This is a genomic window from Acidobacteriota bacterium (genome assembly GCA_003696075.1).
Taxonomy (GTDB): Bacteria; Acidobacteriota; Polarisedimenticolia; order J045; family J045; genus J045.
Window position 1 is genome coordinate 17,250 of the sequence record RFHH01000121.1, and the last position, 19,429, is coordinate 36,678.

General features: G+C 72.2%; 18 protein-coding genes. 9 read left to right on the forward strand and 9 right to left on the reverse strand.

Features of this window, described 5'->3' with window-relative positions; genetic code table 11:
- Positions 1–128: 128 nt before the first annotated feature.
- The 5 genes from D6718_07825 to D6718_07845 are packed head-to-tail and all read right to left on the reverse strand — an operon-like array spanning position 129 to position 6,626.
- On the reverse strand, positions 129–1,382 hold the full coding sequence (locus D6718_07825; GenBank protein ID RMG45300.1) for a hypothetical protein: 1,254 nt from the start codon (positions 1,380–1,382) through the stop codon (positions 129–131).
- Entirely contained in the window at positions 1,316–3,409 is a 2,094-nt protein-coding gene (paaZ, locus tag D6718_07830; protein ID RMG45301.1) for a phenylacetic acid degradation bifunctional protein PaaZ, read from the reverse strand. Before paaZ ends, D6718_07825 begins: the two co-directional genes overlap by 67 nt.
- Before the next feature lie 14 nt (positions 3,410–3,423).
- Positions 3,424–4,629, reverse strand: a complete 1,206-nt coding sequence (gene pcaF / locus D6718_07835) for a 3-oxoadipyl-CoA thiolase (protein RMG45322.1) — start codon at positions 4,627–4,629, stop codon at positions 3,424–3,426.
- Positions 4,626–5,834 carry a 3-hydroxybutyryl-CoA dehydrogenase gene (locus D6718_07840; GenBank protein ID RMG45302.1) on the reverse strand — a complete coding sequence of 403 codons (1,209 nt, stop codon included), beginning with the start codon at positions 5,832–5,834 and terminating at the stop codon, positions 4,626–4,628. The genes pcaF and D6718_07840 overlap by 4 nt, the downstream gene beginning before the upstream one ends.
- A gap of 3 nt (positions 5,835–5,837) precedes the next feature.
- Positions 5,838–6,626 (reverse strand): 2-(1,2-epoxy-1,2-dihydrophenyl)acetyl-CoA isomerase, encoded by a 789-nt coding sequence (locus D6718_07845; protein RMG45303.1) that lies wholly within the window; start codon positions 6,624–6,626, stop codon positions 5,838–5,840.
- 155 nt (positions 6,627–6,781) lie between these two features.
- On the opposite strand from D6718_07845, the gene D6718_07850 reads away from it, so the two are divergent.
- From D6718_07850 to D6718_07860, 3 genes are read left to right on the forward strand one after another with little or no spacing between them, the layout of a single operon-like run.
- Positions 6,782–8,881, forward strand: coding sequence for a pyruvate dehydrogenase (locus D6718_07850; GenBank protein RMG45304.1), 2,100 nt, complete (start codon positions 6,782–6,784; stop codon positions 8,879–8,881).
- Positions 8,882–8,894: 13 nt separating this feature from the next.
- Complete coding sequence (locus D6718_07855; GenBank protein RMG45305.1) at positions 8,895–10,067, forward strand: dihydrolipoamide succinyltransferase; 1,173 nt, start codon at positions 8,895–8,897, stop codon at positions 10,065–10,067.
- A gap of 14 nt (positions 10,068–10,081) precedes the next feature.
- On the forward strand, positions 10,082–11,284 hold the full coding sequence (locus tag D6718_07860; GenBank protein RMG45323.1) for a membrane dipeptidase: 1,203 nt from the start codon (positions 10,082–10,084) through the stop codon (positions 11,282–11,284).
- Here D6718_07860 and D6718_07865 read toward each other — a convergent pair.
- Genes D6718_07865 through D6718_07875 form a run of 3 tightly spaced genes read right to left on the reverse strand, consistent with a single transcriptional unit; the run spans position 11,278 to position 13,719 of the window.
- A complete protein-coding gene (locus tag D6718_07865; GenBank protein ID RMG45324.1) occupies positions 11,278–12,477 on the reverse strand; it encodes an iron ABC transporter permease in 1,200 nt (399 codons plus the stop codon). The genes D6718_07860 and D6718_07865 overlap by 7 nt on opposite strands.
- Positions 12,288–13,187 (reverse strand): ABC transporter substrate-binding protein, encoded by a 900-nt coding sequence (locus tag D6718_07870; protein ID RMG45306.1) that lies wholly within the window; start codon positions 13,185–13,187, stop codon positions 12,288–12,290. Before D6718_07870 ends, D6718_07865 begins: the two co-directional genes overlap by 190 nt.
- Positions 13,162–13,719 carry a cob(I)yrinic acid a,c-diamide adenosyltransferase gene (locus D6718_07875; protein RMG45307.1) on the reverse strand — a complete coding sequence of 186 codons (558 nt, stop codon included), beginning with the start codon at positions 13,717–13,719 and terminating at the stop codon, positions 13,162–13,164. The genes D6718_07870 and D6718_07875 overlap by 26 nt, the downstream gene beginning before the upstream one ends.
- A gap of 20 nt (positions 13,720–13,739) precedes the next feature.
- Here D6718_07875 and D6718_07880 point away from each other — a divergent pair, with 20 nt between their 5' ends.
- From D6718_07880 to D6718_07890, 3 genes are read left to right on the forward strand one after another with little or no spacing between them, the layout of a single operon-like run.
- On the forward strand, positions 13,740–14,414 hold the full coding sequence (locus D6718_07880) for a sigma-70 family RNA polymerase sigma factor (protein RMG45308.1): 675 nt from the start codon (positions 13,740–13,742) through the stop codon (positions 14,412–14,414).
- A complete protein-coding gene (locus D6718_07885; protein RMG45309.1) occupies positions 14,411–14,770 on the forward strand; it encodes a hypothetical protein in 360 nt (119 codons plus the stop codon). Before D6718_07880 ends, D6718_07885 begins: the two co-directional genes overlap by 4 nt.
- A gap of 33 nt (positions 14,771–14,803) precedes the next feature.
- Positions 14,804–15,298: a periplasmic heavy metal sensor gene (locus D6718_07890; GenBank protein ID RMG45310.1), complete on the forward strand. Its 495-nt coding sequence runs from the start codon at positions 14,804–14,806 to the stop codon at positions 15,296–15,298.
- Between the two features lie 26 nt (positions 15,299–15,324).
- On the opposite strand, the gene D6718_07895 is transcribed toward D6718_07890, so the two are convergent.
- The gene (locus tag D6718_07895; protein RMG45311.1) at positions 15,325–17,427 is read right to left on the reverse strand and encodes a tetratricopeptide repeat protein; all 2,103 of its coding nucleotides are present in this window, start codon (positions 17,425–17,427) and stop codon (positions 15,325–15,327) included.
- Positions 17,428–17,666: 239 nt separating this feature from the next.
- On the opposite strand from D6718_07895, the gene D6718_07900 reads away from it, so the two are divergent.
- The 3 genes from D6718_07900 to D6718_07910 all read left to right on the forward strand — a co-directional run bounded on the left by D6718_07900 (position 17,667) and on the right by D6718_07910 (position 19,400).
- Entirely contained in the window at positions 17,667–17,933 is a 267-nt protein-coding gene (locus tag D6718_07900; GenBank protein RMG45312.1) for a hypothetical protein, read from the forward strand.
- 138 nt (positions 17,934–18,071) lie between these two features.
- Positions 18,072–18,812 carry a competence/damage-inducible protein A gene (locus D6718_07905; protein RMG45313.1) on the forward strand — a complete coding sequence of 247 codons (741 nt, stop codon included), beginning with the start codon at positions 18,072–18,074 and terminating at the stop codon, positions 18,810–18,812.
- Positions 18,813–18,869: 57 nt separating this feature from the next.
- Positions 18,870–19,400, forward strand: coding sequence for a tetratricopeptide repeat protein (locus D6718_07910; protein ID RMG45314.1), 531 nt, complete (start codon positions 18,870–18,872; stop codon positions 19,398–19,400).
- Positions 19,401–19,429 lie beyond the last annotated feature (29 nt).

Genomic DNA, 19,429 nt, shown 5'->3' on the forward strand with positions numbered 1-19,429 from the left:
CTGGATCGGCCGGCCCGCGGCAGCCCCGCAGAGGAAAAGTCGCCGCGCCCCCGGTCGCACGGAGCGGCCGCCCCGCGCGGCGGAGGGCCGGCGGGGAGCCGGCCGTGCGAATGCGCTCCCGCGGTGCGTCAACCGAGAGGGTTTTCCCCGTAGACCTCGCGAACCGCGTCGGCGAAGGTGCAGTCGAAGTTCCGCTCGACGAGCCGTGACATGCCCCGCCGCCCGATCGGCTCCAGCCCGCGGGCGGCCTCGAACATGACCTCCACCCCGTAGCGCACCCCCCGGGCGCGGGAGAGGTATTCCTCGACCGCCGTCAGGTAGCCGAGCATCCCGCACAGCTCCGTCGGCATGTAGGCCGTCTTCGCGCGCCGCAGCCGTTCGACACCCTGCGGATCGGTCATGGCGAGGTTCTCGCAGCCGCAGACGACCCTGAGCCGCTCGTTCTCGCACGCTGCGCTGACGGTGGGCTCGTCCAGGCTTCCCCCGGCGGCGTTGACGACGAGCGCGTCGATCGGCGCCTGGACCAGGCGGGCCTTTTCCCCGGCGCGGAAGGTGGCGACGCCCCGCTCCGAGAGTTCCCTGAGCCGATTCTCGTCGATGTCGAGGGCGAGCAGACGCGCTCCCGCGTCGTGCAGCCGGTCGAGGACGTGCATGCCCACGTTGCCACACCCGATCAGCCCCACGCTCGCCTTGTGAATCGGTATGCCCAGGGCATCGAGGGCGCCCCGCAGGATCCAGTAGTTCCCTTCCCCCGTCGGCTTCGACGTGTCCTCGAGCACGCTGCCGGCGAATCGCTCGTGAAGGTATTCCAGCGACGTCGTCCGCCCGTCGGACATGACGCCGTGGCCCATGTCCTGCCCGGTGATCAGGTGGACGCCGGCCCGGCGCTCCACCTCGAGGCAGCAGGAGACGCCCCAGTCGAGCAGCTCGAAGTCGCCCTTCTCCCCGACACGGAAACCCGGGGTCGGCAGCAGGACGCACTTCCCGCCGACGATCCGGTCGAGCTCCCGCAAGCCGAGGGGGCCCCCGACGCGGGTCAGCCGCGACCAGGCCGCCTTTTCGCCCATCCCCTGGGCCAGGCCGATCGCCTCCCGCTCCGGCGAGAACCCGGGAGCCGCGGCTCGGGCCTCCGGCACGATGCGAAAGCCGCCGAGCGAGAGCTTGCCGCTCCCCGGTTCGCCCTGGGTCGCGATGCACATGATCCATCCGTGCTCGGTGTGCTCGAAGCGATAGAGCCAGACCGGCGCGGTGAGGCGGGGGACGAGGTCCCGCGTCGCCTCCGGTTCGAGAACCTGCATGCGCGTTCGAGGGTCGTTCATGGCTCCTGGCTCCGCCCGGGGCCGCGCGCGTCTCGAGCTTCCGTCGGCGATTCCGATCGGCACTTGACCAGCGTCAGGATCGTGTAGGCGGCGACAACCTCCTCGTCCTGGTTGGTGACCTCCACGTCCCACGCCACGACGCCTTGGCGCGGCTCGCCTTCCCGGGGGGGTTTCGGCGTCTTGCGCTTGCAGGTCAAGCGCGCCCTTATTGTATCCCCGATGTAGACCGGCTTGATGAAACGAAGTCCTTCCAGGCCGTAATTCGCCAGCACAGGCCCCGGCGCCGGATCGACGAAGAGGCCGGCCGCGACCGACAGCACGAGATACCCGTGCGCGACCCGCCGCTCGAACATCGATTCGCGAGCGGCGATCTCGTCGGTGTGGGCGTAGAAGAAATCGCCGCTGATCCCGGCGAAGTTGACGACGTCGGTCTCGGTGATCGTGCGGCGATGGGTGAGGATCTCCTCACCGATCTCCAGGTCTTCGAAGTGCTTGCGGAAGGGATGTTCGGAGCTCCGCCGCCCGCGCGCTCCGGGATGCCTCTCCCGGCAGATCAGCGTGAGCGCCTCCGGGGAGCCCTGGAGCGCGGTGCGCTGCATGTAGTGCAGCACGGCGCGCGCCCCGCCGAGCTCCTCTCCGCCGCCCGCGCGCCCGGGACCGCCGTGAACGAGGTGCGGCAGCGGCGAGCCGTGGCCGGTCGACTCGGCCGCGCAGTGCCGGTCGACGACGAGCAGGCGCCCGTGATGCGAGGCGGTGCCCAGCACCACCCGGCGGGCCACCTCTCCGTCCGCCGTGAAGATGGATCCGACGAGGCTCCCGCGCCCCCTCCGCGCCAGCTCGAGGAGTTCGTCCAGGTCCCGGTACGGCATGATCGTGTTGACGGGCCCGAAGGCCTCCACCTCGTGTGGCGCCGCGCGCTCGAGCGGGTCGCTGCACGCGAGGAGCAGCGGGCCGAAGAAGGCGCCCTTTTCGGGATCGGCTCCCTCCGGCTCGCACGAATCGGGATCTCCGAGGATCGGCCGGCACTCCTCCAGAAGACGAGCCGCGTTCGCGCGCACCTCCCGCCGCTGCTCGAGGCCGACGAGCGGTCCCATTTCGACGCCCTCGATTCTCGGGTCGCCGACGCGCACTCGGGCCAGCGCCGCCGAGAGTGCCTCCGCCGCTTCGTCGAACAGCTCCGCCGGCACGAGCGTCCTGCGGATGGCCGTGCAGCGCTGGCCCGTCTTGATCGTCATCTCCCGCACGACTTCCTGAACGAAGAGGTCGAACTCCTGGGTGCCGGGGCGGGCGTCCGGCCCGAGGATGCAGAAGTTCAGGGAGTCCGCCTCCATGTTGAACCGCACCGAGTTCTCCACGACCGACGGGTGGGCCTTGAGCCGGCGTCCGGTGACGGCCGACCCGGTGAACGTCACGACATCCTGGTGCGTCAAGTGGTCGAAGATGTCTCCCACCCCCCCGCAGATGAGCTGCAGGGCGCCCTCCGGCACGATCCCCGATTCGACGATCAGCCGCACGAGCTTCTCCGCCACGTAGGAGGTCACGGTCGCCGGCTTCACGATCGCCGGCACGCCCGCCAGCCAGGTGGGAGCCGTCTTCTCCAACAGCCCCCAGCACGGGAAATTGAAGGCGTTGATGTGCAGCGCGGCGCCCTCGAGGGGGACGCAGATGTGGCGGCCGATGAACGTCCCCTTCCGGGAGAGGATCTCCGGCGTGCCTTCCACGTGGAAGGTCTCGTCGGGAAACTCGCGGCGAACTTTGCTCGAAAACGCGAAGAGCGTGCCGATGCCGCCGTCGACATCGAACCACGCGTCGCGCTTGGTGGCACCCGTCCGGTACGAGAGTTCGTACAGCTCCTGCTTGCGGTCGAGGAGGAATCGGGCCAGCTCCTTCAGCATCGCGGCCCGCTGGTGGATCGTCATCGCGCGGAGCCGCGGCCCGCCGACTGCCCGCGCGTAGCGGAGCATTCCGGCGAAGTCCAGACCCTCGCTGCTCACCTCGGCCACCGGATCGCCGGTGACCGCATCCCGGACCACGACCGGGGTGCCCCGGCCCTCGATCCACTCTCCCTGGGCGAAACTCGCGACTCTCATCGGCCGGGGCCTCCTCACACGCGTTCGATCAGGGTCGCCATCCCTTGACCCACGCCGACGCACATCGTGCACAACGCGTACCTCGCGCGCCGCTGCTCCAGCTCCACCATGGCCGTGGTCAGCAAGCGGGCGCCGGACATGCCGAGCGGGTGTCCGAGCGCGATCGCGCCGCCATTCGGGTTCAGGCGGGGGTCGTCCGGCGAAAGGTCCAGTTCGCGGAGACAAGCGAGAACCTGCACGGCGAACGCCTCGTTCAGCTCGATCACGTCGATTCGATCCAGGCTCACCCCCGTGCGCTCCAGAAGGCGGCGCGTGGCGCCCACGGGACCGATCCCCATGATCCGCGGCTCGACGCCGACGACGGCCGAGCCGACGATCCGCGCGCGCGGGGTCAGGCCGAACCTCTTGGCCGCCTCCTCGGAGGCGACGACAAGCGCGCAGGCGCCGTCGTTGAGGCCGGATGCGTTTCCGGCGGTGACGGTGCCACCCTCGCGGAACGCCGGCTTGAGCCGCGCGAGCGCCTCCATCGACGTGTCCGGGCGGATGAACTCGTCGTGCTCGAACAGAAGCGGCTCGCCCTTGCGCTGGGGGATCTCCACGGGAACGATCTCGAGGGCGAGCCGGCCCGACGCCCGCGCGGCGGCGGCCTTCTGCTGTGACCGGAGGGCGAAGCGGTCCTGCTCCTCCCGGGAGATGCCGTACTTCTCGCGCAGGTTCTCGGCGGTCTCCCCCATGGAGTCGACGCCGTAGCGGTCGCGCATCTTCGGGTTAACGAACCGCCAGCCGAGGCTGGTGTCGTAGAGCCGCTGGTCGCGGCCGAACGCCCGCTCAGCCTTCGAGAGCACGAGGGGAGCGCGCGTCATGTGCTCGATCCCGCCGGCGAGATACAGGTCGCCGTCGCCGAGCCGGATCGCGCGCGCGGCGTGGATGACGGCGCTCATCCCCGACGCACAAAGCCGGTTGACCGTCTCGCCCGGCACGGACGGGGGAAGCCCGGCGAGCAGCAGCGCCATCCGAGCGACGTTGCGATTGTCCTCACCCGCCTGGTTGGCGCATCCGAGGATCACGTCGTCGATCGCCGCCGGATCGATTCCGGCGTTCCTCTCGAGCAGCCGGGCCAACGGCAGCGCCGCCAGGTCGTCGGCCCGGACGGGCGCCAGCGATCCCCCGAGCTTTCCGATCGGCGTTCTGACTGCATCGACGAGGAAAGCGTCTCTCAGCACGATCCACCTCGCTTTCCGCGCATGCCGGCCTCTGTCAGCGTGGTTCCCTCGCGCACGGCGCGGCGCAAGAGAGGGCTGGCGCGGTACCGCTCTTCGCCGTAGTCGGCCCGGAGGCGGTCGAGCTCGTCGAGAACCGCCGCAGGCCCGATCTCGTCCCCCCAGCGCAAGAGTCCCTTCGGATAGTTGACCCCCTTGGTCATGGCGAGATCGGCCTCCTCCGGGGTGGTGACGCCCCAGAAGACGGCGTCGGCGGCTTCGTTGACGAGCATCACGAGGATGCGGCGGAAGATGCGCCGGCCGAGCTCCTCGTCGCCCGACGGGCGCGGGCGGACCGCGCCCTCGCGGTAGTCGTAGAAGCCGATGCCCGACTTCCGGCCCAGCCGCCCCGCTTCGACCATCCGCTTTTGCGTGATCGACGGCCGGTATCTCGGTTCGCCGTAGAAGGCGTGGAACATCGTCTCCGTCACGGTGAAGTTCACGTCGTTGCCGATGAGGTCCATCAGCTCGAACGGTCCCATCCGGAACCCGCCGAACTCCTTCATCGCCCAGTCGACGGTCGCCGCGTCCGCGATGCCCTCGTCGAGGATCCGCAGCGCCTCCCCGTAGAACGGACGGGCGATGCGGTTGACGATGAAGCCCGGCGTGTCCTTGGCGACGACGGGCGTCTTCCCCCAGGCGCGCGCGAGCGTCACGGCCCGCCGAACCGTCTCCGGGCGGGTGGTCAGGGCGGGGACCACCTCGACCAGCTCCATCGCCGGCGCCGGATTGAAGAAGTGCATCCCTAGGAAGCGACCGGGATCCGAAAGCCCGGCTCCGATCCCCGCGATCGACAGCGACGAGGTGTTCGTCGCCAGGAGCGCATCGCGCTCCGCCACGCGCTCCACCGCGCGCAGGACCTCGCGTTTCACTTCCAGGCGCTCGGCCACCGCCTCGATGACCACGCCGGCGCCTTCGAGGTCCGCGAGCCCGGCGGCGGTGCCGATCCGGGAGCCGATCCTCTCGGCTTCCTCGACCGTCAAGCGCCCGCGGGCGGCGCGGCGGGCCAGCGCCTGTTCGATCCTCCCCCGGGCCGCGGCGAGTGCGCCCGCGTCGGCGTCATGGAGCACCACGGAGTGCCCGGCCGCGGCGGCGACGAGGGCGATGCCCCCGCCCATCGTCCCGGCTCCGACGATCCCCACCCGCGGCTTCCCGGACTCGGCCATCGATCACGTCCCCGAGAATCGCGGCTCTCGCTTCTCCCGGAAGGCGCGCACGCCCTCCGCGAAATCTCCGGTGCGCGCCGCCTCGGCCTGGAGCCGCGCCTCGAGTTCGAGCTGCGATTCGAGATCGTTGCCCAGCGATTCCGCGAACGCCTCCTTGATCATGCCGAGGGCGCGGGTGGGCATGGCGGCGAGCCGGCGGGCCAGGGCGAAGGAACGCTCCTCCAGTTCCCCGGCGGGGCAGACCTCGTGGATGAGGCCCCACTCGAAGGCCTGCCGGGCGGGCAGGCGCTCGCCGAGCATCGCGAGCGCCCGGGCCCGGGCGAGCCCGGCCAGGCGTGGCAGCAGATAGGTGCCCCCCGTGTCCGGCACGAGACCGATCCTGACGAAGGCCTGGATGAAGACGGCTTCCTCGGCGGCGATCACGAAATCGCAGGCGAGCGCCAGGTTGGCTCCGGCGCCCGCGGCGACGCCGTTGACCGCGCAGACGACCGGTTTGCTCCCTCTCACGATACGAAGCACGAGCGGGTTGTAGCTCTCCCGAACGATCCCATCGATCGGCGGCGCCTCGCCCTGCTCGGGGAGCGCCTCGGCCAGATCCTGTCCCGCGCAGAAGGCGCGGCCCGCGCCGGTGAGAAGCACCGACCGGACCGCCGGATCGGACTCCGCATCGTCGAGCGCGGCCTGCAGCTCTTTCGCCATGGAACGGTCGAAGCTGTTGAGGACCTTCGGGCGGTCGAGCACGATCCGGGCGACGGCGTCCCGGCGCTCATAACGAATCGATTCGTAAGCCATCGGTCTCGCTCCCGCCGGCAGGCCGCGCGGCGGCGCGTGCGGCGCGCCAGGGCTCCGGTACAATCGCCGCGCCCCGCCCGGGCGGACGCCGAGAATACACCGGAGCGCCCGGCCCGGCGCGATCCCCGCGCCGGGCGACGCGGGACGGAGCCCCCATGCCGAACCGCGGGACCAGCAGCGAACCGGCGGCCGCCGATGCGGCGATCGACTGGCTGCGAGTCGCGCGCGTCGTGCTGCGGTCGCGGGCCCTCGACGAGATCGAGGAGACGGAACTGGTCCCGCGGAAAGAGGTCCTCTACCAGTTCTCGGCGCGGGGACACGACCTGTCGCAGGCGATCCTCGGCAGCCTGCTGGACGACCCGCACGACGGGATCGGAGCCTACTACCGCTCCCGCCCGTTGCTCCTGGCGCTCGGCCTTCCCCTCGAGGACGCCGCGGCCGCGCCGATGGGGCGGTCGGGGGGCTTCAGCGACGGGCGCGACATCGGCGTGGTGTGCAACCTGCCGGGCGACGGCGGCCCGACCGTGCTGCCCATGTCGGGGGAGGTCGGCTCGCAGTACACACCCGCGGCAGGCTGGGCGCAGGCGATCGAGTACCGGCGGCGGGTCCTGGGCGACTCGACCTACGACCGCTCGATCGCGGTCGTGCACGGGGGAGACGGGTCGGTGGCGACGAACGGTTTCTGGTCCGCTCTCACCATCGCCACGACGCTCGAGCTGCCGCTCCTCTTCTACATCGAGGACAACGGCTTCGGCATCTCGGTTCCCAACACGATGCAGACCCCGGGCGGAAACATCGCCGCCAACCTCGCCTCGTTCAGGAACCTCACCGTGATGGAGGGGGACGGAACCGATCCCGCCGGGTGCGCGGCGCTCGTGCGCCGCGCGGTCGGCCACGTCCGCTCGCGCCGCGGCCCGCTGCTCCTGCGCCTGACCGTGCCGCGCCTTTCGGGGCACTCGGGCCAGGACACCCAGGCCTACAAGCCGGAACACGTCCTGCGCCGGGAGCGCGAGAACGATCCCCTGCCGAAATTGCGGCGCCACCTGGTGCCCGGGCTGATCTCCGAGGACGAATGGGAGGCGCTGGCGCGCGAAGCGGTGGCGGACGTGGAGCGCGCGGTGGAGGCCGCGCGGCGCCGGCCGCGGCCCGATCCGGCCAGCGTCACCCGCTATCGCTTCGCCGAGCGCGGACCCTCGGGCGCTTCGCTGCCGGCCCAGGCCGGAGGGCTCGCGGCCGAGGGCGTGGAGCTGCCGCGCGGTACGGACGTCCCGTCCCCGGAACCGCCGCGGATCAACATGCTGACCGCCATCCGCCGGACGCTGGAACACGAGCTGCGCGTCAACCCGCGGCTGCTCGTCTTCGGGCAGGATGTCGCGCCGAAGGGAGGGGTCCATGCCGCCACCATGGGCCTCCAGGCGAAGTTCGGGCCGGAGCGTGTGTTCGACACGAGCCTCTCCGAGGAAGGGATCGTCGGCCGAGCCGTCGGGATGGCGATCGCCGGCCTCGTCCCGGTGGCCGAGATCCAGTTCCGCAAGTACGCCGATCCGGCCACCGAGCAGCTCAACAACTGCGGAACGATCCGGTGGCGGACCGCGAACCGCTTTGCCGCTCCCATCGTGGTGCGCATGCCCGGGGGGTTCGCCAAGTGCGGCGATCCGTGGCACAGCGTGTCGGGGGAGGCGGTCTTCGCCCACGCCGTCGGGTGGCGCGTCGCGATACCGTCCAATGCAGAGGACGCGGTGGGACTGCTGCGAGCCGCCATGCGCGGAGACGACCCGACGATCTTCTTCGAGCACCGGGCTCTCCTCGACGCCGCATGGGCGCGCCGCCCCTATCCCGGCGACGACTTCGTCCTCCCGTTCGGGCGCGCGCGGCGGGTCCGCGAGGGAGGAGACCTGACCGTCGTCTCGTGGGGGGCGATGGTGGAGCGCTGCGAGCGCGCGGCGGAGAGGGTGGAGGCCGGAATCGATTTGATCGATCTCCGCACCATCTCTCCATGGGACAAGGACGCGGTGCTCCAGTCCGTGTCGCGCACGAAACGCTGCCTGATCGTTCACGAGGACGGACTGACCTGCGGCTTCGGCGCCGAGATCGCCGCGACGCTCGCCGAGGAAGCTCTGTTCGACCTGGACGCCCCGGTGGTGAGACTCGCGGTCCCGGACGTCCCGATCCCCTACGACACCGGGCTCATGGAAGCGGTCGTGCCCACCACGGAGCGGATCGAGGCGAAGATGAGAGAGCTGCTCGCCTTCTGAGAACGGAGCGGCCATGACCGTCGGGGAAAGCAGGCGCATCGACATCGTGGTTCCGGCCGACGAGGCGGAGGGAGCGCGTTCCGTCGTCGCCCGGTGGCTCAAGCGCCCGGGAGAGTCCGTCCGCCTCCACGAGCCGCTCGTCGAGATCGCCACCGACAAGGTCACCCTGGAGGTGCCGGCGCCCGCCGGCGGCGTCCTGTGCGAGGTGCTCGTCGACGAGGGAGAGGAGGTCGCGCCGGGAGCGATCCTCGGGCGGATCGACGCCGCCGCCCGGGAACCGGCGCCGCCCCCCGCGCCGGCCGTTGCGCCGCCCACCGCGGAAGGCGCGCCGCGTCTCAGCCCCGCCGTGCGGCGACTGGTCTCGCAGCACGGCCTCGACCCGAAGGCGATCCGCGGTACGGGCCGCGGCGGCCGGATCACCCACCGGGACGTGCTCGAACATCTCGAGCGGGCATCGGCTCCCGCCGACGAAGCCCGGACGCCGGCGCCCGCCCCCACCGGCCGCAAGCGGCCGCATTCGCCGATGCGGCTGGCGATCGCGCGGCACATGGTGGAGTCGGTCCGGGCGGCCCCCCACGTGACGGCTGTCTTCGAGGCCGACATGTCGGCGGTCCTCGCGCATCGCAAGGCGCACGTGGAGGAGTTCGCGCGCCAGGGCGCCCGGCTCACCCTCACCGCCTATTTCGTCGCGGCCGCGGCGCGGGCGGTCGCGGAGGTCCCGGCGGTCAACAGCACCTGGCACGACGACCACCTCGAAGTGTTCGAGGACGTGAACGTCGGCGTGGCGACGGCGCTGGGAGACGAGGGCCTCGTCGTGCCCGTGCTCCACCGGTGCCAGCAGCTCGATCTCCTGGGCATCGCGAGGCGGCTGACCGACCTCGCCGCCAGGGCCCGCGCCGGCCGGCTCCGGCCGGAGGAGCTTCAGGGCGGGACGATCTCGATCTCGAACCACGGCACCACCGGAAGCCTGATCGCGACGCCGATCATCCATCGGCCCCAGTCCGCCCTGATCGGCGTCGGCAAGCTGCAAAAACGGGTCGTCGTCGTCGACACTCCCGAGGGGGACGCCATTCAAATCCGGCCGATGGTCTACGTGACCCTCACGATCGACCACCGGGCCCTCGACGGCTTCACCGCGAACCGATTTCTCGGCGCGCTCGTCCGCGCGCTGGAGGAGTGGCGTTGACGGCGGCGCGGCCGCTGTTCGCCGGAGCATTCGCTCTTCTGCTGGCCGGGGTGTGGGCGTGCGTGCACCCGCGTGGCGACGCCGGCGAGGCGGTGCGAATCGCGCACGCGGTGCCGATCGTGGATACGCACATCGACCTCCCCTACCGCCTTTATCGGAAACCGGAGGACATCTCCCGGCGCACGCCGAGCGGCGACTTCGACTACGTGCGCGCGCGCGAGGGTGGCCTGGACGCCGCGTTCATGTCGATCTACGTGCCGGCGCGGTACCAGGAGTCCGGCGGAGCGAGGCGACTGGCCGACGAGCTGATCGACATCGTCGAGGGGATCGCCGCGCAGCACCCGGACAAGTTCGCGCTGGCGGCGAGCGCGGAGGACGTGGAGAGGAACTTCCGCCAGGGTCGATTCTCTCTCCTGCTGGGGATGGAGAACGGCGCTGGAATCGAAGGCGACATCGGGAATCTGACCCACTTCTACGAGCGAGGCATCCGATACATCACGCTCGCCCACTCGCGGAACAACCTCATCGCCGATTCCTCGTACGACGAGCAGCCGCGCTGGCACGGCCTCAGCCCGTTCGGTGAAGAGGTCGTCCGGGAAATGAACCGCCTCGGGATCCTGATCGACGTCTCTCACCTCACCGACGACGCGGCGCGGCGCGTCCTCGAGATCAGCCGCGCTCCCGTGATCGCCTCGCACTCCTCCTGCCGCCGGTTCACTCCGGGCTGGCAGCGGAACCTCAGCGACGAGCTGATCCGCGGGATCGCGAGATCCGGAGGGGTCGTCCAGATCAACTTCGGGTCGTCCTTCCTCGACGATGGGATCCGGAGGCGGCAGGAGTCGCTCCGGAAGGCCCTGGAGGCGTGGCGGGTCGAGCGCGGACTGTCCCGGGACGATCCCGAATTCCGCGAGCACGCCGCAGCCTACCGGAAGGCCCACCACCCCGGCTACGCCGACGTCGCCGACGTCGCCGACCACATCGACCACGTGGTGTCGCTCGTCGGCGTCGATCACGTCGGGTTCGGCTCCGACTTCGACGGCGTCGGTGATTCCCTGCCCCGCGGTCTCGAGGACGTCTCCCGGTATCCGAACCTGATCCGGGTCCTGCTCGAACGCGGGTACGGCGAGGACGAGATCCGCAAGATCGCCGGGGGGAACATCCTGAGGGTGATGCGCCGCGCGGCAGAGGTGGCGCGAGACCTGCAGCAATCTCAGTGACGCGTCCGGCTGCGATGGAGAAGGAAGAGGAAGAAGGGCACGCCGAGCAGGGCGGTCACCACCCCCACCGGCACCTCGAACCGCCGCGAGGCCGTCCGGGCGAGCAGATCGGCCGCGACGAGGAGCGCCGCGCCGCCGATCGCGGAGGCCGGGAGAAGGGCGCGCGCCGCCGCGCCGGTCAGCCCGCGAAGCATGTGCGGCACCATCAGACCGACGAAGCCGATCGGGCCGACCACGCTGACGGCCGATCCTGCGGTCAGCGACACCGCCGCTAAAAGAACCGCCCGGCCCTTGAGGAGATCGACGCCGACCCCCGCGGCGTGCTCTTCCCCCAGGGCGAGGGCGTCCACGAGGCGCCCGAGAGCGAGCAGCGCCCCCAGGCCGGCGAGCACGGGCAGCGTGGCGAGGCGCACCTCGTCCCAGCTCGCCCCCTCCGCCGACCCCAGCAGCCAGGCGAAGATCTCGTGGACGCGGTGGCTCCCGGTGGAAAGGAGCATGACCGACACGAGCGAGGAGGCCAGGCTCCCGACCGCGACGCCGGTGAGCAGCAGCGTTCCGGTCGTGGGCCGTCCGGCGGCGTGCGCCAGGGCGTACACGACCGCGACCGCCGCGAGCGCGCCCCCGAACGCGGCGGCCGGCACCGAGGCGGGCCACCGTGCCGCAAGGCCGCCGGCGTGGGCGGCCACCGCTCCCACGGCCGCGCCTCCCGACAGGCCGAGAAGTCCGGGGTCGGCGAGCGGGTTCTCCAGACACGCCTGCAGCGCCGCGCCGGACGCCGCCAGCGCGGCACCGGCCAGCGCGAGGAGGAGAACCCTCGGAAGGCGCACCTCGAAGAGCAGCGCGCGAGCGATCGGGTCCGGCGGCGCCTGCCCGGCGATCGCCGCGACGATCTCCGCCGGCCCGACACCCGGTGCCCCGCCGAAGAGAAGACCGGCGGCCGCCGCGACGGCGAGCAGCGCGGCGAGCCCCGCGGTGACAGCGGCCGGGTGGAGGCGGTCCGCTCTCACCGTTCGATCCCGCCATGGCGCGCCACGCGTCCGGAACCGAGGGCCGCGGCCAGACGCTCGGCACCTTCGATCAAGTGCGGGCTCACCGTGGTGAGCAGGCGCGGGGGCAAGACCACGACGCGTCCCTCCCTGACCGCGCGCATCGACGCGAGCGCCGGCGTGGAGGCGAGCGCGGCGTCCGGCGATCCCCCCGGATCGAACCCGAGCAGCAGCACGTCGGGATCGATCGCCAGGATCCTCTCCACGGAGAGCTTGCGGTGCCCCGTCACGCCCGCCTCCGCAGCCGCATTCCTCCCGCCCGCGGCGCGGATCAGGGCGTCGACCGTCGTTCCCGCTCCGGCGACGACGGAGTGCGAGAGGGAGAGCACCCGGGGCCGCGCGCCGGGCTCCGGCCGCCGGCTCCTGAGCGCCTCCAGGCGACGGTCGAGATCGGCGACCACGGCGCGGGCCCGCTCGGGCTCCCCGAGGCGCTCCCCGAGGCGAACGACGAGCGCCCGCAGCCCGTCGAAGTCGCGGACCTCGTCGAGCACCAGCGACGGGATGCCGGAACGGGCGAGCAGGCGAAGGAACCCGCCCTCGTTCCAGGGGGCGGCGACCACGAGATCCGGTCGCGAGGCGATCACGGGCTCGATGTTGGCGGACAGCCGCGGGATCGCTGGCGGATAGAACCCGGCCACGTTGCTCGTCTCGGGGTCGTCCGCCAGCGCCGATACGCAAACGACCCGTTCCACCGGCACCAGGAGCGCCAGCAGCTCGTCGCCCGCGAGGCTGACCGAGCAGATCCGCTCGGGTCGCGCCGGCGCCTGCGGCACTCCCCCGGCCGCGCAGCCGGCCAGCCACAGCGCGGCGAGCGCCGTCAGGAGGAGGCGGTCAGACCTCCGTGTCCCACAGGACATCGGCGACCCCCCGCTCCCGGTTCTCGTACCGCGCCATGATGAACAGCAGGTCGGACAGGCGGTTCACGTAGCGCAGCGCCACGTCGGGGACGGCCACCTGCCGCGAGAGGCTGACGATGGCGCGCTCGGCCCGCCGGCAGACCGTCCGCGCCACGTGCAGCGCCGCCGCGGCGGGCGTTCCTCCCGGGAGGATGAAGTTGCGCAGCGGCCCCAGCTCCGCGTTGAGGCGGTCGCACGCCGCCTCGAGAGCGTCCACGTGCGCGTCCGCGATCGCGGGGCCGGCCCCGCCCTTCCCGCCGAGCGTCGACAACACCGCCCCGAGGTTCAGCAGCTCGCTCTGGATCCGCCGCAGCTCGGTCGCGACCGCCTCCGCGGGACGCTGCGCGAGCGCGAGCCCGATCGCCGCATTGAGCTCGTCGATCGTCCCGTAGGCCTCGACCTGGGGATCGTCCTTGGGAACCCTCTCCCCGGTGCCGAGGGCCGTCGAACCGTCGTCCCCGGTACGGGTATAGATTCTGGTCAGGCGCGGCATGGCGGGTCTCCGTCACGCCGATTCTACAGGCCGGGGCGCGGAGCGCCGTGTCAACCCCGGGGCGATCCGGCCGTCCTGTCTCACGGAGGCGGAACTTGGCGACGAAGCGCTCCGCGGGCGATCCCGACCTCGTGCGAAGCTCGCGCCGCGGCGATCTCGAGGCGTTCTCGGAGCTGGTTCGCCGCTACCAGCGCCCGCTCACCGCGGTGGCGCTGCGCTCGACGGGGGATCTCGCCGATGCCGACGACCTGGTCCAGGAGACGTTCCTCCGCGCGTTCGACCGGCTCGACCGCCTGGAGGATCCGGATCGGTTCGGACCGTGGCTGTTCCGGATCCTCCGGAACCTCCTGGCCGACCGGGGTCGCCGCGCGGGGCGCGAGGTTTCCGGCGAGGAAGCAGCCGCCGAGATGCCGGACACGGCGCCCGGCGCCGAGGCCGAGCTGCTGGCGCGGGAGGCCGCACGAGCGGTCCGCGAGGCGATCGACGCGATCCCGCCGGGCAGGCAGCGGGAGGTGTTCGAGATGAGATACCTCGAGGGGCTCCCGGTCCAGGAAATCGCCCGCCGCCTGGGGGTGCACACCGGGACGATCAAGGTCCACCTCCACCGGACCGTCCGGAGACTCCGGAAGGTGGTGGGCGCGAGGCTCGCCGGCGCCACGGGCGCCTGGGCCGCCGGGCCCGGGGAGGCGCCGTGACGCGGGACTCCGAGGTCGATCGGTTCTTCGATCGCCAGCGCCGGGAGGTGCTCGATCGGATCGCTCAGCGGCGGCGCACCCGGCCGGCGGCGTGGCTCGCCGCTCTCGCCGCGGCGGCGCTCCTCGCGGCGGGGGCGGGGCTCGCGCTCCTGACCGAGCCGCCGGAGGTAACGACCGCCACCGCCTGGCTGTGGGAGCTGCCCCTCCCCGAGCCGGACGCCGAGGCCGGCGACGATCTCCTGGCCGCGTTCGGCCCGTGGGAGCTGGCGGAAGAGCCGCCGGAGAGCGTGCCTCTTCCGCCTCTGTTCGAAGAGGATCCGGAGGTCGAGACGGACCTCCTGGAAGCGGTTCTGTGACGCTGGTGCCATCCGCACAGCAAGGAGACGACGATGAGATCCAGCACGAACACCAGGAACGGACACAGCGGCCTCCTGCGGCCGCTGGTCGCCGCGGCGGTGGGACTCGCCGCGATCGCGGCGGCCTTCGGCGCTGCGCCCGCGAGGGGACGCGAGCTCGGCCAGCGCTGGTGGAAGAACCCGGAGGCCGTCGAGCGCCTGGGGCTCACGCCCGAGCAGGTGGAGCAGATCGACCGCGTCGCCTACGAGGCGGCCGATCGCATGATCGAGCTGCGGGCCGCGCGGGAAAAGGCGCGGATGGCGCTGATGCGCCTGCTGGAGAAGGAAGAGCTCGACGACGCGGCGATCGCCGATGCGATCGAGAAGGTCGAGAAGGCGGAGTGCGAACTCGCCAGCGTCCAGCTCCGCGCCCGCGTGGATATCGCGCGCCTGCTCACCCCCGAGCAGCGGTCGATGGTGCGGCGGCGCTTCGAGCGCGCGCGGCGCCAGGCCGACCGGGACCGCCCGGCTTCCCGGCACGATCGCTGAGGACGCCGGGCGATCCGCGGAGCGGGCTACCGGGGGCGTCCTGAGGCCGCGCGTGCCCGGGCGAGAAGGGCGCGCGCGGCCGGGTCGTCCCGCAGGGCGAGTCCCCGCTCGAGCGGCTCCACCGCTTCGTCCGGCCGGCCCGCCAGCAGCAGCGCGCGTCCGAGGTTGAACAGGCTGGGGACGTGGTCGGGCCGCGCGGCGAGGATCTCCCGGAAGAGCTCCGCGGCCTCGTCGTACCGGCTCTCACGCTCCAGCTTCATCGCCTGTTCGTGGCGGCGCCGGAGGAGTTCCGGATCCTCGCGGAGGGCGATGTCGAACTGCTCGCGGGCTTCGTCAGCGGCCCCGGCGCGGTGCAACACGAGCGCGGCCAGGAACCGTCCATCCGGCGGTAGCGGGGACAGGCCGGCCGCCTCCCGGGCGAGAGCCACGGCCTCCTCCGCACGCCCTTCCCCGAGCCGCTTCTGCGCGACGCGCAACAGCGCCTGGGCGAAGGCGACGGTGGCCGTTGCGTCGTCCGGGCGCAGTTCGTGGGCGCGGCGGAGCGCCGAAAGCGCCCGCTCGAAGTGGCCGGCCTTGAGCTCGACCCGCCCGAGTCCCCTCCACAGCGGCTCCAGGTCGGGAGGAGAGAGCTGGAGGGACCGGCGGTAGGCCCGCGCCGCCTCCTCGAGCCGTCCGAGGCGCCCGAGGGCCACCGCGTAGTTCTTCCAGACCATCGGGTTGCGGTCGTTGATCGCCAGCGATCTCTCGAACGCCTGGGCCGCCTCGGCATCCCTCCCCTGTCTTCCCAGCGCTTGGCCCAGCAGGTACCACGGCACGTCGGCCTCGGGGTACCAGGCGAGCGCGGCGCGCGCCAGGCTCTCCTCCGATCGCCAGTCGCCGACCCTCCGGTCGGTCCCGGCGGCGAGAAGGACGGCCGCGACGCCGACCGCCGCCCACACGATCGCCGGCCGCTCCCTTTTCCGGTCGAACCACCACCGGAGCGCCAGCCCCGCGAGCAGAGCCAGCCCGGCGGTCGGCAGGTAGAGAAAGCGCTCGGCGAGCAGCACACCGGCCAGGCTCACGGTGTTGAGGGAGGGGGCGAGGGGAAAGAAGAAGAGTGCGAAGGCGATGGCGGGTACGGGCTGCCTCCGGCGGTGGAGCGCCCATCCCGCGCCGGCGGCGAGACCGGCGAGCAGGGCCGCGCCGGCGAGCGCGCGCGGCTCCAGAAAGCTCCGCGCGATGGCGAGCGCGCCGTAGCCCTGATGGAAGGCGCTCAACGCGATCGGCACGAGCACCAGCCGGAACGCGTGGACGAACATCCAGAGCGCGGTGGCCCACCGCACGGAGAGCGGCTGCCCGTACAGCGGGTGGTTCGCCGGGCCCAGCATCGGCACGCCGCCGACCGCCCCGATCAGCGCGTAGCGGAGCCCGAGGTAGCCCCCGAGCAAGGCCAGCATCGCGCCCCAGCCCGGGACGAGGCGGCGCCAGTCGGGACGAGTCCCCGCCGCCCGAGCGGCGATCAGATCCGCGGCCGCCAGGAGAAAGGGGAAGGAGACGGCGTACTCCTTGCACAGCAGTGCCGCCCCGACGAGGGCCGCCGAGGCGGCGTCGGCGACCGCACGCCGCCGGACGCGAAGGCGCACGAGGAGTGCCGCGAGAAGGGCCACCGAGGCCATCAGGTCGGCGCGACCGACTCCCGACACCACCGCCTCGCTCAGCACGGGGTGGACGCCGAACAGGATCCCCGCCGCGAGAGCCGCCCTCGGGTGCCGGAGCAGGGCTCCCGCGATCAGCGCCACCAGCACCGCCCCCACGCCGTGGAGCGCCATGTCGGTCAGGTGCAGCACCCTCGGGCTGTAGCCGAAGGCGCGCACCTGGAGGGCCCAGGAGAGCGTCACCAGCGGCCGGTAGGAACCGGTGGCGTAGCGCGCATCGAGGGGGGAACCCCAGAAGTCGACGCCGAAGATCTCGCCGAGGGGCCGCTCCCGAACGTAGGGGTTGTTCTCGATGGCGATGTGGCAGTCGCTCAGAAGAGGTATGGACGGGACGCGCACGTAGGGGACGAGAGCGACGAGGAAGACGGCGAGGAGCGTTCCCGCCGCCGGGCGCGCGGCGGGTTCCGTCGGTCGGGTCGCGGAGCGGCGGTTCATCGGCCACCTAGGCTAACCCGGATGCCCGGCCTCGCGCCGAGGAGGGGAGAAGGGGTGCGGCCGAACGCCGCCGGCGAAGGTCGCGCGGCCCGGATCGCCCGAAAAATGGCAAAAAAAGCCCGTTTCCGGGTTGATCCGTTTTGTTTTCGGTGCTACCTATGCGTGCGGATCGGGCGGAAACGGCCGTTTCGAGGGTAAACGGGGCGTTTCGGGTCCCGGTGAGGAGGAAAGCAAAGCCGATGGCCAGAAAAGCGAAGAAGAAGACCAGCCGGTCTGCCAGCCGTTCGAAGAAGACCTCCCGCTCCCGCGCGAAGAAGAGCGCGGAGATGCTCATGGTGGCGAGCAAGGTCAAGCAGGCGCTGCGGGAGAACAACGTCAACGTCGCGTCCGACGCGGTGGAGTCGCTGAACAACGTGGTCCACTGGTACATCCAGCAGGCCGCCGCCCGGGCGTTGGCCAACGGGCGGAAGACGGTCCGGGGCCACGACTTCCTGGTCGGCAACTGAGCGAGCACACCGGCGTGGGGCGGTCCGCGGAGCGGCCGCCCCACGGCGTGCGCCGGGCTGCCTTCCCCGGCCGCGGCCCGGAATGACCGTGGATGCGCCCGGCTGCGTCCTCCCGCGCGCCGGACGCGGGGCGGGCCGGTGGCGCGACCCGGGGGCGCATCCGTGAGTTCCTCCCCCACCGCCGCGATCCTTCTCGTCGGGAACGAGCTCCTGTCGGGGCGCGTGCGGGACGAGAACCTGCCGTTCCTCGCCGCGGAGCTGTGGAGAAGAGGCGTGCGGGTCACCCGCGCCCTGGTCGTCCGGGACGATGTGGAGGCGATCGCCCGCGCGGTCCGGGAGCTCTCCGGGGAACACACCTATGTCATCACCACCGGGGGCATCGGCCCCACGCACGACGACCGGACGATCGCCGGGGTCGCGCAGGCGTTCGGGTTGCGGGTCGTCGAGGATCCCACCCTCGCCTCCCTGATCCGGAACCACCTCGGAGACCGGGCGACGCCGGCTCACTTCCGGATGGCGAGGATCCCCGAGGGCGCCGCGCTCGAGCGGGAACCGGGCTCCCGCTGGCCCGTGGTCAGGGTGCGGAACGTCTTCCTCCTTCCGGGGGTTCCGGAGTTGGTGAGGCGCAAGTTCGCGGCGATCGCCCCGCGGTTCAGCGGCCGCCCCCTGCATCGCGGCCAGATCGAGCTGGCCGCGGAGGAGGCGGAGATCGCCCCCGTCCTCGACCGCTTCGCGGAAGAACACCCCGATCTCGAGGTGGGGTCCTATCCGGACGGGCCGGTGGTGCTCGTGACGGTCGAGGGGCCCGACCGGGAAGGTGTCGAGCGGGCGGTCGAGCGCCTCCGCCGGCTCACGAGCCGCTGGCGCGCACCCTCCTGACCCCCGTTTGCCCGCCGCGCCCGGCGGCACGAGATTCCCCGGCGGAGGTTCACCGCCATGAGGGGACGCACCACTCTGCCGCCGCGCTCATGGGGCCACGCGGCCGTCTTCGAGCGCTGGTACCGCCTGGGGGTCGAGCTGGCTCGCTCGGGGGAATACGCCCAGGCGCTCGATCCGCTGGAGCGCGCCCTGGCGCACGCGAGGCTCCAGCCGGGCCTCGGCGTCACTCCGCACCTGCGCTCGTTCTACGGCCTGGCCCTGGCGCACGCGGAGGGCGACCTGGACCGGGGAAGGCGCCTGTGCGAGGAGGCGGTGCGGGCCTGCCCGATGGAGGCGGAGTTGTACGTGAACGCGGCCCGCGTCTATCTCCTCCTCCCGCGCAAGGACCTCGCGGTGGAGGCTCTCGAAACGGCGCTGGCGCTCGAGCCCGACTGCGCCCCGGCCCAGCGGCTCCTGGCCTCTCTCGGACGTCGCCGGCCCCCCGTCTTCTCTTTCCTCCCGCGCCAGCACCCTCTCAACCGCTACGCCGGGCTTCTGCGCGCCCGGCTGCTTCCCTCCAGCCGGCAACGCCCCGGGCGCAGCTCCTGAGAGGCCGTCCCGGCGACCGCCGCCGGCGC